Source organism: Actinoplanes ianthinogenes (assembly GCF_018324205.1).
GTDB classification, from domain to species: domain Bacteria; phylum Actinomycetota; class Actinomycetes; order Mycobacteriales; family Micromonosporaceae; genus Actinoplanes; species Actinoplanes ianthinogenes.
Map to the genome: position 1 here is coordinate 5,465,896 of NZ_AP023356.1, position 17,113 is coordinate 5,483,008.

A 17,113-nucleotide genomic window follows, 5' to 3' on the forward strand; every position below is an offset into this window, starting at 1 on the left:
GGGGAATTGTCATACCCCTCAGTAGGGTGGATGACATGTGGCAGGCCGAAGTCCGCGTCGATCTGGACGCCATCCGGGACAACGTCGCGACCCTGCGCGCCGGCACCTCCGCCGAGGTGCTGGTCGCGGTCAAGGCGGACGGTTATGGGCACGGCATGGTCCCGTCCGCCCGCGCGGCGGTGGCCGGCGGCGCGACCTGGCTCGGCGTGGCCACCCTCGACGAGGCGCTGGAGCTGCGCCGGGCCGGGATCGAGGCGCGGGTGCTGGCCTGGCTGATCGCTCCCGGTCTCCCGCTGCACGAGGGGATCGCGGCGGGCATCGACCTCAGCGCCGCCACCCCGGCCCTGCTCGACGAGCTGGTCACCGCCGCGCGGCGGGCCGGGCAGCCGGCCCGGGTGCACCTCAAGCTGGACACCGGGCTGTCCCGGGGCGGCGCCGTGCCGGACGAGTGGCCCGCGCTGTTCGAGGCGGCGGCCAAGGCGCAGGCCGGCGGGGACGTCGAGATCGTCGGGGTGTGGAGCCACTTCGCCTGCGCCGACGAGCCGGGTCACGAGTCGGTCGACCGGCAGCTCGCGGTCTTCGCCGACGGGCTCGCCCTGGCCGGGCAGTTCGGCCTGGCCCCGCGATATCGGCACATCGCCAACTCGGCGGCCACCCTGACCCGGCCGGACGCGCACTTCGACCTGGTCCGGGTCGGCATCGCGGCCTACGGGCTGTCCCCGATCGCCGGCGAGACCTTCGGCCTGCGGCCGGCGATGACCGCCCGGGCCCGGGTCACCCTGACCAAGCGGGTGCCCGCGGGGCAGGGCGTTTCGTACGGGTTGACCTATCACACCGCCGCCGAGACCACCCTGGCCGTGGTCCCGCTGGGTTACGGCGACGGGGTGCCGCGGCACGCGTCCAGCGCCGGTCCGGTGCGGATCGGTGACGTGACCGCGCGGATCGCCGGGCGGGTCTGCATGGACCAGGTGGTCGTCGACGTCGGGGATGCGCCGGTGACGGCCGGGGATGTGGCGACGCTCTTCGGGCCGGGGGACGACGGCGGGCCGACGGCCGACGATTGGGCGGCGGCCACCGGGACCATCAACTACGAGATCGTCACGCGGTTCGGGAGCAGCCGGGTGCCCCGGGTCTACACCGGGGAGCTCGCATGAGCGAGCTCGCGCGTGAATCGGTCGGCTCAGCCTTCGACTCATGGCGGCGCCGGAGCGCAGCGGAGGTGACGGCATGAGCCCGTCGCGGGCGGCCAAGCGGGCCGGGATCGCCGGGGCTGTCGTCGGTGTCGCGGCGGCCGGGCTGGCGACCGCGTTCGCCGTGGAGCGGGCGCTGGTGCGGCGTTCGGTCAACAAGCCCGGTGATCCCTATGTGGACGAGCCGTTCGGGGATCAGCCGTTCGACGAGTCGCTGACGGTCACCGCGGCGGACGGGACCGACCTGCATGTCGAGATCGTGAATCCGCGGGTGCGGCCGGAGCCGGAGGCGCCCGCCGCGCCGCCGGCGCCACGGCGCTGGCTGGGCCGCAGAAAACCCGGGAAGTCGGACGGCGTGGTCACGGGCGGCAAGCCGACGATCGTCTTCGTGCACGGGTTCGCCCTGGACATGGGGACCTTCTACTTCCAGCGCAAGGCGCTCGCCGAGCTGGGGGAGTATCGGCTGGTCTTCTACGACCAGCCCGGTCACGGCCGCTCCTCGAAACTGCAGTCCGGGACGTATGACATCGCCGCGCTCGGCAGGTCGCTGGCGGCGGTGCTCGACGCGACCGTGCCGGACGGGCACATCATCCTGGTCGGCCACTCGATGGGCGGCATGACGATCATGGCGTTCGCGGAGCAGTTCCCGGAGTGGTTCGGCAACCGGGTCACCGGCGTGGTGCTGATGTCCACTTCGGCCGGTCTGTTCGACAAGGCCACTCTCGGGGTGACCAATGTGGTGGCCCGGGTCAGCGCGCCGTTCTTCCCGCTCTGGGACAAGGCGGCCAAGCTGGGCGGCGGCACCATCGACCGGGCCCGGGTGGCCTCCTCCGACCTGGCCTGGCTGCTCACCCGGCGTTACGGGTTCGGCGAGGCGAAACCCAGCCCGTCGCTGGTCACCTTCGTGGAGAGCATGAACTCCAAGACCTCGGTGGAGACGCTCACCAAGTACCTCAACACGCTCTACCGGCACAGCCGCCTGCCGGCGCTCTCCGCGCTGCGCGGGGTGCCGGTGCTGGTGATCGTGGGAGACCGGGACTACCTGACGCCGGTGACCCACTCCGAGGAGATCATCCAGCAGCTGCCCGAGGCCGAGCTGCTCAAGGTGGAGAACAGCGGACACGTGGTGATGCTGGAGAAAGCCGACGAGGTCAACGCCGCCCTGATCCCCTTCCTGGAGAAGATCTCGTGAAGCTGACCACCGTCGAGCAGACCCAGGCCTTCGGCCGCCGGCTCGCCGCCGTGCTGCGCCCGGGCGACCTGGTGCTGCTCGCCGGCCCGCTGGGGGCCGGCAAGACCGCGCTGGTGCAGGGCATCGGCGCGGGGCTGGGCGTGCAGGGGCCGATCACCTCGCCCACCTTCGTGATCGCCCGGGTGCATCGGGGGCCGGTGCCGCTGGTGCACGCGGACGCGTACCGGCTGGGCGACCGGCCCGATCCGCGCGCCGAGATCGACGACCTGGACCTGGACGCCGCCGCCGAGGAGGCGGTCACCGTGGTGGAGTGGGGCGCCGGTCTGGTCGAGCAGCTGAACGACGAGTATCTGCTGGTCCGTATCGACCGGCTGGACGACGACACCCGAGTGATCGAACTGGTGCCGCACGGCGGCGACTGGGCCCGACGACTGGAGAGAATGTGAACCTGACCGAGCTGCTTCCCGCCGAGTGGCGTGCCGAGCTCGCCCCGTTCCTGGACGAGAAGGCGACCGCCGCGCTGGGCGAGTTCGTCGCCGCGGAGTACGCCGAGCACACCGTGTACCCGCCGGTGGAGGACCTGTTCTCGGCGTACCGGCTGTGCCTGCCGGAGCAGACCCGGGTGCTGATCCTGGGGCAGGACCCCTACCACGGCGCGGGGCAGGCGCACGGCCTGAGCTTCAGCGTGCGCGACGGCGTCCGGGTGCCCCCCTCGCTGCGCAACGTCTTCAAGGAGCTGGCCGAGGACGTCAACATCGCCCCGCCGAAAAGCGGGAACCTCACCGGGTGGGCGGAGCAGGGGGTGCTGCTGCTCAACGCGGTGCTCACCGTCCGGGCCGGCAAGGCCGCCTCGCACGCGAACAAGGGCTGGGAGACGTTCACCGACGCCACCATCCGCGCGCTCAACGAGCGGAACGAGCGGATCGTCTTCCTGCTCTGGGGCAACTACGCGAAAAAGAAGGCCGGGCTGATCACCAACCCGGTGCACGCGGTGCTGGAGGCCGGGCACCCGAGCCCGATGAACCCGGCCGGGTTCCTCGGCTCGCGGCCGTTCAGCGCGGCGAACAAGGCGCTCGCCGACGGCGGCCGGCCGGTCATCAACTGGGACCCGCGCCCGGCGGCGTAACGGTCGCCGGCGCGAGGCGGGTCGCGGGAGCGGGCGAGCTTCGGGTGGGCGTCCGGGGCCGGGGGATAAGGTTCAGGCGTGCTCGTTCTTGCTCTGGACACCGCGACGCCGGCTTCGACGGCCGCGCTCGTGGAGGTCACCGCGGACGGTTTGTTCGGGGTGGCGGAAAGCCGGACCGTCGACCCCCGCGCGCACGGGGAGAAGCTGGCGCCGGAGATCGCGGCGGTGCTCGCCGAGGCCGGGCTGCGCCCCCGTGACCTGGGCGCCATCGTGGCCGGCCTGGGCCCGGGACCGTTCACCGGTCTGCGGGTGGGGCTGGCCACGGCGGCGAGCATGGGTCAGGCGCTCGGGATCCCGGCCTACGGGGTGTGTTCGCTGGACGCGCTGGGCCGGGCGGCCGGGCCGGGGCGGGTGCTGATCGCCACGGACGCGCGGCGGCGTGAGGTGTATTACGGGACGTATGCTGATGGCGTACGGGAAACCGGTCCTGATGTTGCGAAGCCCGCGGATGTCACGATAAATGCGGACAGGGCGGCGGGTGAGGGCGCGCTGAAATACGGTGACGTCTTCGGGCTGCCGGTGGAGGAGCACCTGCTCTATCCGCCGGGTGCGGCCCTGGTGGCGATCGCGGCCGACCGGATCCGGGCCGGGGCGCCCGGCGAGATCCTCACCCCGCTCTATCTGCGCCGGCCGGACGCCGTCGAACCGGCCGGGCGCAAGCCGGTGCTGACCTGATGCGGATCGAGCGGCTCCGCTGGTGGCACATCGAGGAGATCCTCCCGCTCGAGGAGGACCTCTTCGGCGCGGAGAAGTGGTCGGCCGCGATGTTCTGGAACGAGCTGGCCCAGCGCAACTACTACGTCGTCGCCCTGGACGGCGACGCCGTCGCGGGCTACGCCGGCCTGTCCATCGTGGACAAGGAAGAGTCCTGGGTGCAGAACATCGCGGTCCGGCGCGACGCCCAGCGCCTCGGGATCGGCCGCGCCCTGCTGGAGGACCTGCTCGCCGAGGTCGCGCGGCAGGACGTGCAGCGGACCCTGCTCGAGGTGGCCGTCGACAACCACCCGGCTCAAAAGCTTTACGCCACCTACGATTTCGAGCCGGTCGGCATCCGGCGCGGCTACTACCAACCCAGCAACACGGACGCCCTGGTGATGATGCGAGATGCGTGACGAGCCCCTGGTCCTCGGGATCGAGACCTCCTGCGACGAGACCGGTGTCGGCATCGTGCGCGGGCACACCCTGCTCGCCGACGCGCTGGCGTCCAGTGTGGAGCAGCACGCCCGGTTCGGCGGCGTGGTGCCCGAGGTGGCCAGCCGCGCGCACCTGGAGGCGCTGGTCCCGACCATGCAGCGGGCGCTCGACGACGCCGGCGTCACGCTGGCCGACATCGACGCGATCGCGGTGACCAGCGGTCCCGGCCTGGCCGGTGCGCTGCTGGTCGGGGTGGCCGCGGCCAAGGGCTACGCGCTGGCCGCCGAGAAGCCGATCTACGGGGTGAACCACCTGGCCGCACACGTCGCGGTGGACACCCTGGAGCACGGTCCGCTGCCCGAGCCGGCGGTGGCCATGCTGGTCTCCGGCGGGCACTCGTCGCTGCTGCTGGTCGACGACCTGACCGCGGGCGTCACTCCGCTCGGCGCGACCATCGACGACGCGGCCGGCGAGGCCTTCGACAAGGTGGCCCGGCTGCTCGGGCTGGGCTTCCCGGGCGGCCCGATCATCGACCGCTCGGCGCGCGACGGCGACCCCGGGTCGATCGTGTTCCCGCGCGGCCTGACCGCGCCGAAAGACCAGGCCGCGCACCGGTTCGACTTCTCCTTCTCCGGCCTGAAGACGGCGGTGGCCCGCTGGGTGGAGGCGCGCGAGCGGGCCGGCGAGCCGGTGCCGGTCGCCGACGTCTCGGCCAGCTTCCAGGAGGCGGTCTGCGACGTGCTCACCGCCAAGGCGATCGACGCCTGCCGGACCAGCGGCGTGCGCACGCTGGTGATCGGCGGCGGGGTGGCGGCGAACTCGCGGCTGCGGGTGCTCGCCGAGCAGCGCGCGGCCCAGCACGGCATCACGGTGCGGGTGCCGCGGCCGCAGCTGTGCACCGACAACGGGGCGATGGTGGCGGCGCTCGGCTCGCACCTGGTCGCCGCCGGCGTCGCGCCGAGCCGGCTCGATCTGCCGGCGGATTCCTCGATGAGTTTGACCACGGTCAGCGTGCCGGGGTAGGAAGCCTTCATGATCGCGCGGATGTGGGAGGTGCGGGCCTCGCGCAGCGGCTTCGACGAGCTGCTGAGCTGGGTCTGCGACACGGCGGTGCCCTCGCTGGAGGTGCTGCCACAACATGTGTCGAGTGACGTCTATTCGTCCACGGATCATCGCATCGTCGTCATCACCAAATGGCGAAACACCCCGGAGAGCCTGCCCGCGCCACCGGAGAAGCTGGTAGCACGCGCTCCACACGTCTGGGATTTCACTCCCGTCGATCGCTGAGCGGTCGCAGCCCGGGCATTCCGGCCTTACCGTCGGGAGCCTGATGCGCAGACTGCCCGTGGCCGATCCCGGCCTGCCCGACGCCCGGTCCGCCACCCGATACCTCAGCTGGCTGGTCCGGCGTTCCCGTATGACGATCATCACGGCGATCGCGCTCTCGGTGGCCTGGATGGGCTGTCAGTCGCTGGTTCCCGCGATGGTCGGCAAGGCCATCGACGCCGCCGCGGACAAGAACGGGCAGGCGTTGCTCGCCTGGGGACTGGCACTGTTCGGCATCGGCGTCGTGCAGGCGCTGACGGGTATCACCCGGCACCGGTACTCGGTGGCGAACTGGCTCGGGGCCGGATTCCGTACCGTGCAGGTCACCGTGCGCCAGGCGAACCGGCTCGGCTCGGCGCTGCCCGGCCGGCTCAAGGCCGGCGAGGTGGTCGCGATCGGCACCTCGGACATCAACCACATCGGCGGCGCGGTCGACGTCGCCGCCCGCGGCACCGGCGCGCTGCTCGCGGTCACCACGGTCACGGTGCTGCTGCTGCACACCTCGGTCCCGCTCGGGCTGGTGGTGCTGATCGGCGTGCCGGGGCTGATGGCCGTCGTGGGTGGACTGATCCAGCCGCTGCACCGGCGCCAGCAGGCGTACCGCGAGCAGCAGGGCCGGCTCACCGGGCGGGCCGCCGACCTGGTCACCGGGCTGCGCGTGCTGCGCGGCGTGGGCGGGGAGGGCGTCATGGTGGAGCGGTACCGCGACGAGTCGCAGGCGCTGCGCGCCGCCGGGGTACGCACCGCCGCCGTCGAGTCCCTGCTGGAGGCCGCCCAGGTCCTGCTCCCCGGCATCTTCCTGGTCCTGGTCACCTGGCTGGGCGCCCGGTTCGCCGCGGCCGACCTGATCACCATCGGCCAGCTGGTCTCGTTCTACGCCTACGCCGCCTTCCTCGTCGCCCCGCTGCGGCAGCTCACCGACTCGCTGGACAAGCTGACCCGGGGGCACGTCTCGGCCCGCCGGGTGGTCGGCATGCTGCGGCTGCCGCGGACGCCGGTCGACCCGCCCGACCCGTTGCCGGCGCCGGACGGCGACCTGGCCGACCCGGAGTCCGGGGTCCGCGTCGCGACCGGCCGGCTGACCGCGATCGTGGCCGAGGACCCGGACGACGCCGCGCAGATCGCCGACCGGCTCGGGCGGTACGCCGACGGCGCCACCCTGGGCGGTGTGCCGCTCGCCGACCTGCCGCTGGCCGTGGTGCGCCGCCGGATCCTGGTGGCCGACAACGACGCCCGGCTCTTCTCCGGACGGCTGCGGTCCGATCTGGACCCGGGCGGCGGTGGCCGGCTCCCGGCCGCCCTGGAGGCCTCGGCGGCACAGGACATCGTGGACGGTCTGCCGCACGGCCTGGACAGTGTGGTCGCCGAGCGGGGCCGGTCGTTCTCCGGCGGCCAGCAGCAACGCCTGCGGCTGGCCCGGGCGCTGGTCGCCGACCCGGACATCCTGATCCTGGTCGAGCCGACCAACGCGGTCGACGCGCACACCGAGGCCCGGATCGCCGAGCGGATCAGCGCGATCCGGGCCGGGCGCACCACCGTCGTCTGCACCTCCAGCCCGCTCGTGCTCGGCCACGCCGACCGGGTGCTCTATCTGGAGCAGGGCCGGGTGGTCGCCGCCGGCACCCATCACGAGCTGCTGGAAGCCGAGCCGCGGTACGCCCGCGTGGTGCTCCGTGAGGAGCAGTCGTGACCCATGCGCTACCGGTCGCCAGCCGCTCCCAGGCCTGGCGCTACGCCCGATCGTTGTTCCGCGACCACCCCGGCATGTTCCGCACCACCGTGGGACTGCACCTGCTCGCCGCGCTCGCCGGGCTGGCCGGTCCGCGGCTGCTCGGCGACCTGGTGCAGGCGGTGCAGGTCGGGACGGACTACACCCAGCTGGACCGGCTGGCTGCCGCGCTGGCCGGGTTCGTGCTGGTGCAGGCGGTGCTGATCCGGTACGCGTACCTGGCCTCGGCCCGGCTCGGCGAGCAGGTGCTGGCCCAGTTGCGGGAGGAGTTCATCGCCCGGGTGCTGACGCTGCCGCTGGGCACGGTGGAGTCGGCGGGGACCGGGGATCTGCTGACGCGTACCACCCGGGACGTGGACGCGCTCTCCAAATGCGTCCGGCTGGCCGTGCCGGAGACCACGATCGCGCTGCTCACCGGCGGGCTGGTGGTGGTCGCGCTGGTCGCCGTGGACCCGGTGCTGGCCGCCCCGCTGCTGGTCGGGGTGCCGATCACGGTGGCCGGCACCCGGTGGTACGTGCGCAAGGCCCCGTCCGGTTACCTGCGGCAGAACGCGGCCTACTCGGAGGTGACCGACGGGCTGACCGAGACGGTCGAGGGAGCCCGGACGGTGGAGGCGCTGGGGCGGCAGGAGCAGCGGGTGGCGCGTACCGACCGGGACCTGTACCGCTCCTGGCGGGCCGAGCGGTACACGCTGTTCCTGCGGACCGTCTGGTGGCCGGTGATCGAGGTCAGCTACGTGATCCCGATGGTGCTCACGCTGCTCACCGGCGGCTGGATGTACCTGCGCGGCACGGTCACCCTGGGCCAGCTGACCGCGGCCGTGGTCTACGTCCAGCAGCTGATCCACCCGCTGGACCGGTTGCTCTCCTGGCTGGACGAGCTCCAGGTGGGCGCGGCGTCGCTGGCCCGGCTGCTCGGGGTGGCCGACGCGCCGCGACCGCCCCGGCGGGACGCGCCACCGCCGGACGGGACGTCACTCGAGGTACGCGGCGTGCGGTTCGGCTACGTCGAGGGCCGCGAGGTGCTGCACGGCGTCGACCTGACGCTGCGGCCGGGCGAGCGGCTCGCCGTGGTCGGCCCGTCCGGCGCCGGGAAGTCCACCCTGGGCCGCCTGCTGGCCGGCATCCACCAGCCCACCGAGGGCAGCGTGACGGTGGGCGGGGTGCCGCTCGGCGCGCTCCCCCCGGACCGGCTGCGGGCCGAGGTGGCGCTGGTCAGCCAGGAGCACCACGTCTTCGTCGGGACGCTGCGGGACAACGTGGCGATGGCCCGGCCGCGGGCGCCGGAGCCGGACGTCCGGACCGCGCTGGCCGCGGTGCACGCCCTGGAGTGGGCGGACGGGCTGCCGGACCGGCTGGACACGGTGATCGGCGACGGCGGGCTGCCGCTGACCGCCGCGCAGGCGCAGCAGGTGGCGCTGGCCCGGCTGATCCTGGCCGACCCGCACACGCTGGTGCTGGACGAGGCCACCGCGCTGCTGGACCCCCGGGCGGCGCGGGATCTGGAGCGGTCGCTGGCCGCCGTGGTGCACGGGCGGACGGTGGTGGCGATCGCGCACCGGCTGTTCTCGGCGCACGACGCGGACCGGGTCGCGGTGGTGGAGGACGGGCGGATCACCGAGCTGGGGTCGCACGACGAGCTGGTCGCGGCGAACGGGTCGTACGCGGCCCTGTGGCGGGAGTGGCAGGGCGAGGCCCCGGACGTCAAAAGGGCGCGTCCCCGCCAGGACGCGCCCTTCTAGCCGGTGACCGGTCAGAAGCCCGGACCGTGCTGGTGCCCGTGGCCGCCGTGGCTGTGCCCGTGGCCACCGCCCGCGGCGGGCGCGGCCTCGGCCGGCTTCTCCACCACGAGGCTCTCGGTGGTCAGCAGCAGCCCGGCGATCGAGACGGCGTTGGAGACCGCGTTGCGGGTCACCTTCACCGGGTCGATGATGCCGGCCGCGGCCAGGTCGACGTACTCGTCGGTGGCCGCGTTGAGGCCGTGGCCCCACCCGAGCTCGTTCACCTTGCCCACCACGACGTAGCCGTCGTGGCCGGCGTTCTGCGCGATCCAGCGCAGCGGCTCGACCAGCGCCTTGCGGACGATCGAGACGCCGATCGCCTCCTCGCCGGACAGGCCCAGGCTGCCGTCGAGCTCCTTGGCGACCTGCGCGAGGGCGGCGCCGCCGCCGGGGACGGTGCCCTCCTCGACGGCCGCCTTGGTCGCCGCGATGGCGTCCTCGATGCGGTGCTTGCGCTCCTTCATCTCGACCTCGGTCGCCGCACCGACCTTGATCACCGCGATGCCGCCGGAGAGCTTGGCCAGCCGCTCCGAGAGCTTCTCCCGGTCCCAGTCGGAGTCCGACGCCTCGATCTCCTTGCGGATCTGCGAGACCCGGTCGGCGATGTCGGCCGAGTTGCCGCCGCCGTCGACGATCGTGGTGTTCTCCTTGTCGACCACGATGCGCCGGGCGCTGCCCAGCTGCTCCAGGCCGACCTGGTCGAGCTTGTAACCCAGCTCGGGAGCGATCAGCTCGCCACCGGTGGCGATCGCCAGGTCCTGCAGGATCGCCTTGCGGCGGTCACCGAAGCCGGGCGCCTTCACCGCGGCGACCTTGATGGTCTTGCGCAGCGCGTTGACCACCAGGGTGGAGAGCGCCTGGCCCTCGACGTCCTCGGCCACGATGAGCAGCGGCTTGCTGGTCTGGAGAACCTTCTCCAGCAGCGGCAGCAGCTCCTCGATGCTGGAGATCTTCTGCGTGGTGAGGAGGATGTGCGCGTCCTCCAGCACCGCCTCCTGCGACTCGGCGTCGGTCACGAAGTTCGGCGAGATGAAGCCCTTGTCGAACTGCAGACCCTCGGTGACGTCGAGCTCGGTGTGCAGGGCCGAGCCCTCCTCGACGGTGATCACACCGTCGCGGCCGACCCGGTCCATCGCCTCGGCGATCAGCTCGCCGATGGTGGAGTCCTGGGCCGAGATGGTGGCCACGTTCGCGATCGCCTTGTGGTCGGCGACCTCGACGGCCTTGCCCAGCAGCGCCTTGGAGACGGCCTCGGCGGCCTGGTCCATGCCCCGCTTGAGGCCGATCGGGTTGGCGCCCGCGGTGACGTTGCGCAGGCCCTCGCGGACCAGCGCCTGCGCCAGCACGGTGGCGGTGGTGGTCCCGTCGCCGGCGACGTCGTTGGTCTTCGTCGCCACCTCCTTGACCAGCTGCGCGCCAAGGTTCTCGTACGGGTCGGTGAGCTCGATCTCCTTGGCGATGGTGACGCCGTCGTTGGTGATCGTCGGAGCGCCGAACTTCTTGTCCAGGACGACGTTGCGGCCGCGCGGGCCGAGAGTGACCTTGACCGTGTCGGCGAGCGTGTTGACGCCGTGCTCCAGCAGGTGCCGGGCGTCGTCCGAGAAGCTGAGGATCTTCGCCATGTATAGGTCCCTTCACGCACCGACGCCCTGCCCCGAAGATCCGGAACAGGGCGTCTGCACAGTCGGTTTAGGTCTTTACTTCTCGATGACCGCGAGGACGTCGCGGGCGGAGAGCACCAGGTACTCCTCACCGGCGTACTTGACCTCGGTGCCGCCGTACTTCGAGTAGAGGACCACGTCGCCGACCTTGACGTCGAGCGGAACGCGGTTGCCCTTGTCGTCGATCCGGCCGGGGCCGACGGCGAGGACGGTGCCCTCCTGCGGCTTCTCCTTCGCGGTGTCGGGGATCACGATGCCCGACGCCGTGGTGGTCTCGGCCTCGTTCGCCTGAACCACGATGCGGTCCTCGAGCGGCTTGATCGCAACCTTGGTCGCGGTAGTCACGGGCATACCCTCCTGGGTACAGGTTTCGCCGGCCATGAAACAGGCCGGTCAGATGCCTCATGCCACCGGGCGGGGCCGTCGTCGCGGGTGCCGGTCCGCCTGGTGCCTAACCGTCTCGGACGGGCCGGGACGGCTGGCACCCTCATCATGAGAGTGCTAACCGGAGATTATGCCGGAACTAGCACTCCGTCAACCAGAGTGCCAACCTGTCACGCCGGGGAGAATGCCTGGTGTGACCCCTGAACTTCTTGCTCTCCTGCGGACCCCGGAAGGGATCCGTGCCCTGGCCGTGGCGGCCGAGGTCGGTGACGGTGAGCCGCTCGCCGCGGCCTCGGCCATGCGGGCCCGGGGCTTCGGCGCGGAGCTGGCCGCCGCCGCACTCACCCAGGCTAGTTTGCGCCGCCGGGCGGCGATGAAGTTCGGGGCGGACGCCTCCGGAATGTTCTTCACCCGGCACGGTCTGGAGCAGGCGACCCGCGCGGTGGTCGCGGAGCGCCGGGCCGCCCGGCTCGCCGAGCGCGGCGTCGCGACCCTGGCCGATCTGGGCTGCGGGCTGGGGTCCGACGCGCTGGCCGCGGCCCGTCAGGGGATTTCGGTGTACGCCGTGGACGCCGACCCGGCGACCGCCGCGCTCGCCGCCGCGAACGCCGAAGCCGCCGGGCTCGCCGACCGGATCACGGTGACCTGTGCCGACGCCACCACCGTCGCGGTGGAGGGGTTCGACGCGGTCTTCGCCGACCCGGCCCGCCGGCAGACCGGGCGCGGGCGGGTGTTCGACCCGAAGGCGTACTCGCCGCCCTGGGACTTCGTCGCCGGGCTGGCCGAGCGGGTGCCGCGGACGGTGCTCAAGCTCGCCCCCGGCATCGACCACGGGCTGCTGCCGCCGGGCGCCGAGGGGGAGTGGGTCAGCGTCGACGGCGACCTGGTCGAGGCCGCCTTCTGGTGCGGGCCGCTGGCGTCGGCGCCGCGCCGGGCCTCCCTGGTCGGGCGCGGTGAGCTGACCGGCACCGGCGTGGAACGGGCTCCGGTCGGGCCGGTCGGCGCCTGGTTCTACGACCCGGACCCGGCGGTGGTCCGGTCGCACCTGGTCGCCGAGTTCGCCGCGACGATCGGCGGGCGGCTGGCCGACCCGGAGATCGCGTACGTGTACACCGACGACCCGGTGGACACCCCGTTCGCGCGGCGGCTGGCGGTGACCGACGTGCTGCCGTTCTCGCTGAAGCGGCTGCGTGCCCTGCTGCGCGAGCGTGGCGTCGGCACGCTGGAGATCCGCAAGCGCGGCTCCGCCCTCGTCCCCGACCAGCTGCGCAAGGACCTCAAGCTGGCCGGGCCGCACGCGGCCGGGTTGGTGCTGACCCGGGTGGACGGCGCGCCCACCGCGCTGCTGACCGCGCACTCATAGCGACGGAACGGAAGCGTCGTAACGGGTCCGAATCGGATGTTTGGGTCGATCACCCCCGGAGTAGCGTGCGGCGCATGCCGAAGAAAGCGGCCGGCACCCCGGCCACCGCGCTGCTGGCCGCGGAGCGGGTGCCGCACACCCTGCACCCGTACGAGGTGTCCCCGGACGCCCCGAACTACGGCGCCCTGGTCGCGGCGGCCCTCGGGGTGGCGCCGGAGCGGATGTTCAAGACGCTGGTGGCCGAGGTGGACGGCCGGCTCGTGGTCGGCGTCGTGCCGGTCACCGGCGATCTGGACCTGAAAGCCCTCGCCCAGGCGGCCGGCGGCAAACGGGCGGCGCTGGCCGACCGGGCCGCCGCCGAGCGCAGCAGTGGGTACGTCCGCGGCGGGATCAGCCCGCTGGGTCAGCGCAAGCGACTGCCCACGGTGATCGACGAGTCGGCCGCAGGTCTCGATTCGATGTATGTCTCGGCCGGCCGCCGCGGCCTTCAGGTCGCCCTGGCCCCGGCCGATCTGATCCGGCTGACCAGCGCAACCGTCGCGGTGATCCGCACGTGACGAAATTTTCCGGCAATCTTGCGGGTTTCCTCAACCTTCGGAGTTGATCTTACTTAGCGTTACCTTGTGCGGTGGGTTTCGCGACTTCCCAGGCGTCTCGTCCGGGTTGGATGGCAGCCGCGTTGCGGGATTGTTATCCCTCGTTACGAGATAGATCACCCCGGTGACTTGTGTTCCAGGCCACCGTCGGAATACGTTGCCGGGCACAACAAACCGGTTCCTGATCCATCGGCGCCCAGGGGAGCGACACTCCCAGGCACGCACCAACCCCTGAAAAATCCGAACGAAGGCTCCGGATTTACCCCCCGAAAGGACATACGGAATGCGTAAGGGACTGTTCGCCCTTGCCGCCGTCGGCCTCCTGGCCACCGGCAGCATGGCCGCCTGTGGCGACAAGAGCGACGACAAGACCAGCACCGGCTCCGGCGAGACCGCGAAGGCCGGCAAGGTGGGCGTGATCCTGCCCGACACCAAGAGCTCGGCTCGCTGGGAGACGGCGGACACCAAGTACCTGACCGAGGCCTTCAAGGCCGCGGGCGTCGAGGCTGAGATCAAGAACGCTCAGGGCGACAAGAACTCGTTCCAGACCATCGCCGACGGCATGATCCAGAGCGGCGTCAAGGTCCTGATGATCGTCAACCTGGACTCCGGAACCGGTAAGAACGTCCTGGAGAACGCCAAGAAGGCCGGCATCGCGACGATCGACTACGACCGTCTCACCCTCGGCGGTGGCGCGAACTACTACGTCTCCTTCGACAACACCGAGGTCGGCAAGCTGCAGGGCCAGGGCCTGGTGGACTGCCTGACCGCGGCCAAGGCCGTCAAGCCGGTCGTGTCGCTGCTCAACGGCTCGCCGACCGACAACAACGCCACCCTGTTCAAGGAGGGCGCGGTCTCCGTCCTGCAGCCGAAGTTCGACTCGGGCGACTACACCAAGGGCCCGGACGACGCGGTTCCGGACTGGGACAACGCCAAGGCCGGCACCATATTCGAGCAGCAGCTCACCAAGAACCCGAAGATCGCCGGCGTGCTCGCCGCGAACGACGGTCTCGGTAACGCCGCGATCGAGGTGCTGAAGAAGAACAAGCTGAACGGCAAGGTCCCGGTGACCGGCCAGGACGCGACCGTCCAGGGTCTGCAGAACATCCTCGCGGGCGACCAGTGCATGACCGTCTACAAGGCGATCAAGAAGGAGGCCGACGCGGCCGCCGAGCTGGCTGTCGCGCTGGCCAAGGGTCAGACCCCGACCACGGCCACCGGCACGGTGACCGACACGGAGACGAAGCAGGAGGTCAAGTCCGTGCTGCTGAAGCCGGAGGCGATCACCAAGGAGAACGTCAAGACCGTTGTCGACGACGGCTTCGTGACCAAGGCCGAGCTCTGCACGGCCGCCTTCGCGGACGCCTGCACCAAGGCGGGCATCAGCTGATTCGTCAGCACACCTGCTGAATCCGGCGACGGCGCCGCCCACGGTTTTCGCGTGGGCGGCGCCTGAGTCGGTTCGGCGGACCCCCCGAACGGCCGGTCACCGAACGAAGGAGAAACATCCGTGGCCGCGACACCCCTCTTGGAACTGCGCGGGATCGACAAGAGTTTCGGTCCTGTCCAGGTCCTCCACGATGTCGAGCTCAGCGTGTACCCCGGCGAGGTCACCGCCCTGGTGGGCGACAACGGCGCCGGTAAGTCGACGCTGGTCAAGTGCATCAGTGGCATCTACCCGATCGACGCGGGCACGGTGACCTTCGACGGCAAGCAGGTCGCCATCCACAGCCCCCGGGACGCCTCGGAGCTGGGCATCGAGGTCGTCTACCAGGACCTCGCGCTCTGCGACAACCTGGACATCGTCCAGAACATGTTCCTCGGCCGGGAGAAGAAGCGCGGCATCGTGCTCGACGAGCCGACCATGGAGCAGATGGCCGGGGAGACCCTGGCCAGCCTCTCGGTACGCACCGTCAAGTCGCTGCGCCAGCTCGTCGCCAGCCTCTCCGGCGGCCAGCGGCAGACCGTGGCGATCGCCAAGGCGGTGCTCTGGAACAGCAAGGTCGTCATCCTGGACGAGCCGACCGCCGCCCTCGGTGTCGCGCAGACCGCCCAGGTCCTCGAGCTGGTCCGCCGGCTCGCCGACAACGGCCTCGGCGTGGTCCTCATCTCGCACAACATGAACGACGTCTTCGCGGTCTCGGACCGGATCGCCGCGCTCTACCTCGGCCGGATGGCCGCCCAGGTCAAGGCGAGCGACGTCACCCACGCGCAGGTCGTCGAGCTGATCACCGGCGGGCGCAGTGGCAACCTGGGCCTCCCGCCGGAGAAGCCCACCGACTTCGTCGAGATCATGCCGGGAGCCGAGCAGTGAGCACCTCAACCCTCGAGACCGCCGGCGGCGTCAAGGTCGTCAAGCCGACGGTGGCCAGTCACATCCGGGACTACTGGGGCCGGGTACGCGGCGGTGACCTCGGCGCGCTGCCCGCCGTACTGGGCCTGATCATCCTGGTCCTGATCTTCGGCACCGCGCGGACCGACACGTTCTTCAGCGCCGGCAACTTCGCGAACCTGTTCAACCAGGCGGCCGGCGTCATCCTGATCGCGATGGGCCTGATCTTCGTCCTGCTGCTCGGCGAGATCGACCTGTCCGCCGGTTTCGCCGCCGGCGTGTGCGGCGCCGTGATGGCGATCCTGCTGACCGAGCACGGCGTCTCCGAGCCGCTCGCGCTGCTCGCCGCGCTGGGCACCGGCGTGGTCATCGGCCTGCTCCTCGGCTACCTGGTCGCCAAGGTCGGCATCCCGTCCTTCGTCGTCACCCTGGCCGCCTTCCTGGCCTTCCAGGGCGTGCTGCTGAACCTGCTGGGCGAGGGCAAGAACATCTCGATCCCGGACGGCTTCATCAAGTCGCTGAACAAGGACAGCCTGCCGGTCGCCTGGAGCTGGATCCTGGCCATCGGTGCGGTGGCGGTCTTCGCCCTGGTGCAGTTCCTGCGGCACCGCGGCCGGGCCAAGCGGCAGCTGGTCACCGAGCCGATCGGCATCATGGCGCTGCGCATCGCCGGTCTGGCCGCGCTGCTGCTGATCAGCACCGCCATCCTGACCCAGGAGCGGGCGATCAACCCGGCCATCGCCTCCCTCAAGGGCGTGCCGATCGCGGCGCCGGTGATCGGCGGCTTCCTGGTGCTCTGGACGTTCGTGCTGGGCCGCACCACCTACGGCCGGCACGTCTACGCCGTCGGTGGCAACGCCGAGGCCGCCCGCCGCGCGGGTATCCCGGTCGACCTGATCCGCATCTCGGTCTTCGTGATCGGCTCGTTCATGGCCGCGGTCGGCGGCATCATGCTGGTCAGCCGGGCCGGCTCGGTCGACCCGAACACCGGCGGCAGCACCACGCTGCTCTACGCGGTCGGCGCGGCGGTGATCGGTGGCACCAGCCTCTTCGGCGGCAAGGGCAAGGTCATCCACGCGGTGATCGGTGGCGCGGTGATCGCGGTCATCGACAACGGCATGTTCCTGATGGACGTCTCGTCCGGCAGCCGGTACATGGCCACCGGTGTCATCCTGCTGATCGCGGCGGGCGTGGACGCGCTGGCCCGGCGCCGGGCCGCCGCCACGGGCAACCGGTAAC

Annotated in this window: 17 protein-coding genes; 15 read left to right on the plus strand and 2 right to left on the minus strand. The window is 71.6% G+C overall.

Features of this window, described 5'->3' with window-relative positions:
- Positions 1-35 precede the first annotated feature (35 nt).
- The 10 genes from alr (at position 36) to Aiant_RS24850 (ending at position 9,499) form a co-directional block, all read left to right on the plus strand.
- The gene (gene alr / locus Aiant_RS24805) at positions 36-1,154 is read left to right on the plus strand and encodes an alanine racemase (RefSeq protein ID WP_189329233.1); all 1,119 of its coding nucleotides are present in this window, start codon (positions 36-38) and stop codon (positions 1,152-1,154) included.
- 73 nt (positions 1,155-1,227) lie between these two features.
- Positions 1,228-2,382 (plus strand): alpha/beta fold hydrolase, encoded by a 1,155-nt coding sequence (locus tag Aiant_RS24810; protein ID WP_189329234.1) that lies wholly within the window; start codon positions 1,228-1,230, stop codon positions 2,380-2,382.
- Complete coding sequence (tsaE, locus tag Aiant_RS24815; RefSeq protein WP_189329235.1) at positions 2,379-2,828, plus strand: tRNA (adenosine(37)-N6)-threonylcarbamoyltransferase complex ATPase subunit type 1 TsaE; 450 nt, start codon at positions 2,379-2,381, stop codon at positions 2,826-2,828. Before Aiant_RS24810 ends, tsaE begins: the two co-directional genes overlap by 4 nt.
- Positions 2,825-3,508 (plus strand): uracil-DNA glycosylase, encoded by a 684-nt coding sequence (gene ung / locus Aiant_RS24820; protein WP_189329236.1) that lies wholly within the window; start codon positions 2,825-2,827, stop codon positions 3,506-3,508. Before tsaE ends, ung begins: the two co-directional genes overlap by 4 nt.
- 78 nt (positions 3,509-3,586) lie before the next feature.
- The gene (gene tsaB / locus Aiant_RS24825; RefSeq protein ID WP_189329237.1) at positions 3,587-4,243 is read left to right on the plus strand and encodes a tRNA (adenosine(37)-N6)-threonylcarbamoyltransferase complex dimerization subunit type 1 TsaB; all 657 of its coding nucleotides are present in this window, start codon (positions 3,587-3,589) and stop codon (positions 4,241-4,243) included.
- Positions 4,243-4,680, plus strand: coding sequence for a ribosomal protein S18-alanine N-acetyltransferase (rimI, locus tag Aiant_RS24830; protein WP_189329238.1), 438 nt, complete (start codon positions 4,243-4,245; stop codon positions 4,678-4,680). Before tsaB ends, rimI begins: the two co-directional genes overlap by 1 nt.
- Positions 4,673-5,725, plus strand: a complete 1,053-nt coding sequence (gene tsaD / locus Aiant_RS24835) for a tRNA (adenosine(37)-N6)-threonylcarbamoyltransferase complex transferase subunit TsaD (RefSeq protein ID WP_189329239.1) — start codon at positions 4,673-4,675, stop codon at positions 5,723-5,725. The genes rimI and tsaD overlap by 8 nt, the downstream gene beginning before the upstream one ends.
- 9 nt (positions 5,726-5,734) lie before the next feature.
- Positions 5,735-5,989 (plus strand): hypothetical protein, encoded by a 255-nt coding sequence (locus tag Aiant_RS24840; protein WP_189329240.1) that lies wholly within the window; start codon positions 5,735-5,737, stop codon positions 5,987-5,989.
- Positions 5,990-6,032: 43 nt separating this feature from the next.
- On the plus strand, positions 6,033-7,718 hold the full coding sequence (locus tag Aiant_RS24845) for an ABC transporter ATP-binding protein (RefSeq protein ID WP_189329241.1): 1,686 nt from the start codon (positions 6,033-6,035) through the stop codon (positions 7,716-7,718).
- Positions 7,715-9,499 carry an ABC transporter ATP-binding protein gene (locus Aiant_RS24850; protein ID WP_189329242.1) on the plus strand — a complete coding sequence of 595 codons (1,785 nt, stop codon included), beginning with the start codon at positions 7,715-7,717 and terminating at the stop codon, positions 9,497-9,499. Before Aiant_RS24845 ends, Aiant_RS24850 begins: the two co-directional genes overlap by 4 nt.
- An 11-nt stretch (positions 9,500-9,510) precedes the next feature.
- Here the strand turns inward: Aiant_RS24850 and groL are convergent, their stop codons facing one another.
- A complete protein-coding gene (gene groL / locus Aiant_RS24855; RefSeq protein WP_189329243.1) occupies positions 9,511-11,160 on the minus strand; it encodes a chaperonin GroEL in 1,650 nt (549 codons plus the stop codon).
- Positions 11,161-11,235: 75 nt separating this feature from the next.
- Positions 11,236-11,550, minus strand: coding sequence for a co-chaperone GroES (groES, locus tag Aiant_RS24860; protein WP_014440794.1), 315 nt, complete (start codon positions 11,548-11,550; stop codon positions 11,236-11,238).
- A gap of 217 nt (positions 11,551-11,767) precedes the next feature.
- On the opposite strand from groES, the gene Aiant_RS24865 reads away from it, so the two are divergent.
- The 5 genes from Aiant_RS24865 (at position 11,768) to Aiant_RS24885 (ending at position 17,112) form a co-directional block, all read left to right on the plus strand.
- Entirely contained in the window at positions 11,768-12,946 is a 1,179-nt protein-coding gene (locus tag Aiant_RS24865) for a class I SAM-dependent methyltransferase (RefSeq protein WP_189329244.1), read from the plus strand.
- Between the two features lie 74 nt (positions 12,947-13,020).
- Positions 13,021-13,503, plus strand: a complete 483-nt coding sequence (ybaK, locus tag Aiant_RS24870; protein ID WP_189329245.1) for a Cys-tRNA(Pro) deacylase — start codon at positions 13,021-13,023, stop codon at positions 13,501-13,503.
- A 322-nt stretch (positions 13,504-13,825) separates the two neighbouring features.
- Complete coding sequence (locus Aiant_RS24875) at positions 13,826-14,932, plus strand: sugar ABC transporter substrate-binding protein (RefSeq protein WP_189329246.1); 1,107 nt, start codon at positions 13,826-13,828, stop codon at positions 14,930-14,932.
- 120 nt (positions 14,933-15,052) lie between these two features.
- Entirely contained in the window at positions 15,053-15,856 is an 804-nt protein-coding gene (locus tag Aiant_RS24880; RefSeq protein WP_189329247.1) for an ATP-binding cassette domain-containing protein, read from the plus strand.
- The gene (locus Aiant_RS24885) at positions 15,853-17,112 is read left to right on the plus strand and encodes a sugar ABC transporter permease (protein ID WP_189329248.1); all 1,260 of its coding nucleotides are present in this window, start codon (positions 15,853-15,855) and stop codon (positions 17,110-17,112) included. The genes Aiant_RS24880 and Aiant_RS24885 overlap by 4 nt, the downstream gene beginning before the upstream one ends.
- Position 17,113: the final 1 nt, after the last annotated feature.